Origin of the sequence: Actinoplanes sp. NPDC051633 (assembly GCF_040681735.1) — a bacterium.
Classification (GTDB): Bacteria; Actinomycetota; Actinomycetes; order Mycobacteriales; family Micromonosporaceae; genus Actinoplanes.
On the sequence record NZ_JBFAZH010001502.1, the window covers coordinates 1 to 1,587 of the forward strand.

General features: G+C 69.8%; 2 protein-coding genes. One reads left to right on the forward strand and one right to left on the reverse strand.

The features are described from left to right. On the reverse strand, nt 1-1,027 hold a 1,027-nt coding region (locus tag AB0M20_RS42530; RefSeq protein WP_364307088.1), incomplete at its 3' end, for a class I SAM-dependent methyltransferase. Between the two features lie 110 nt (nt 1,028-1,137). On the opposite strand from AB0M20_RS42530, the gene AB0M20_RS42535 reads away from it, so the two are divergent. Then, nucleotides 1,138-1,506 carry a YciI family protein gene (locus tag AB0M20_RS42535; RefSeq protein WP_364307090.1) on the forward strand — a complete coding sequence of 123 codons (369 nt, stop codon included), beginning with the start codon at nt 1,138-1,140 and terminating at the stop codon, nt 1,504-1,506. Nucleotides 1,507-1,587 lie beyond the last annotated feature (81 nt).

The window sequence follows — 1,587 nt, forward strand, 5'->3', positions numbered from 1 at the left end:
GGACCGGACGGCTCGGACCGGCCGGTCCGCACACGTCACTGTTGATCCAGACCCCGCCGGGCACGGTCTGGTCGTACACCGCCCGGGCGAAGGCCCGCACCGACTCGGCCTGCGACCCGTACGACCAGATCTCGTGGGTGAGCGCGAAGGTCAGCGTCGTGTCGACCGACCGCGGCGGAAACACCGCCCCGCCCAGCACGTTGCGCCGGTAGAAGTAGACGTTGGCGTTGCGGAAGACGCCCTGGGCCTTCTTGTGCACACACTCCTCGTAGAGGTGCCGGGCCACCTCGACCCCGATCAGGTCGCTCTCGCGCAGGGCCGGCTCGCGGTCGGCCAGCTCCAGCATCGACCCGGCGGCGCAGCCGATGTCGACGATCCGGCCCGGCCGGACCAGCGACCGGACCTGCTCCCACTTGCGCGTTGCGCTGTCGGAGAAAGCGGAGATGTAGGTCCGGTAGTCGCGGGTCGTGGTCAGCCCGCCCTCGTCGCCGACCACCGGGTCGTTCATCACCGAGCGGACCAGGTCGGTCAGCCGGTAGCGCTCGAACACGTCGACGGTCGCCGGGTGGGCCAGCCGCCGCCACTGTTCGTCGCCGGCGGCCAGCCGCAGCAGCACCTCCCAGGGCCCGTCCGGACGGGGGTCCACGCCGTCCTCGACCGGAATGATCGTGAAGCCGAGGCCTGCGTACATGGCCGCCACGGAGGGCGTCGAACACGCGACCTCGGTGTCGCGCGGAGTCAGGGTGATCCCGGTGGAGGCGAGCACGTTCTTCAGCGTGACCTCGGCGAAGCGGTCGGTGGGCGCGGTGTCGAACACGGGCACGACCAGCGACGACAGCTGCTCTCGTACGCTGAAGTGCTCGATCGCCGCTTCCCGGCGGTGATAGGGCACCGGGTTGCGCCTGGTGTTGGAATGGTTCGCCGAGGTCACCGGCCACACGACGGTCGCATCGGAGAAGGAGCGCAGCACCGACGCCTGGAAGCGGGTCAGCACGTGATGGCGCCCGGGAAACAGCAGATAGGTCACCGCCAAGATCTTATTTGCCGGCCGTGTCGATTTCCCGCCCCGCCGTTCGAGCTATTGGGTGAGAGACCGAACGTGACCGTGTTGAACGCAGTCGAGTTGGAGGAGATCCGATGAGGTACCTGACCCTGCTCCGCGCCGCCCAGCCCGCGAGCCCGCCGCCGCCGGAGCTGATGGAGGCGATCATGAAGCTCGGCGAGGACGCCACCGCGGCCGGCGCCCTGCTGGACCAGTCCGGCCTGGCCCCGTCCGCGGCCGGTGCCCAGGTCAAGCTGAGCGGTGGCGAGCTGAGCGTCACCGACGGGCCGTTCGCCGAGTCCAAGGAGATCATCAGCTACGCGCTCTACGAGGTGCGGGACAAGGCCGAGGCGGTCGAGTGGGCGTCGCGCTTCGTGAAGGCGCACCGCGATCTGTGGCCCGGCTGGGAGGGTGAGGTCGACGTGCTCAAGACCTTCGGCCCCGAGGACTTCCCCCCGCAATGACGAGCGACGTCAACGACACCGTCGCGGCGGTGTGGCGGATCGAGTCGGCCCGGCTGATCGCCGGGCTGGCCCGGTTCGTCC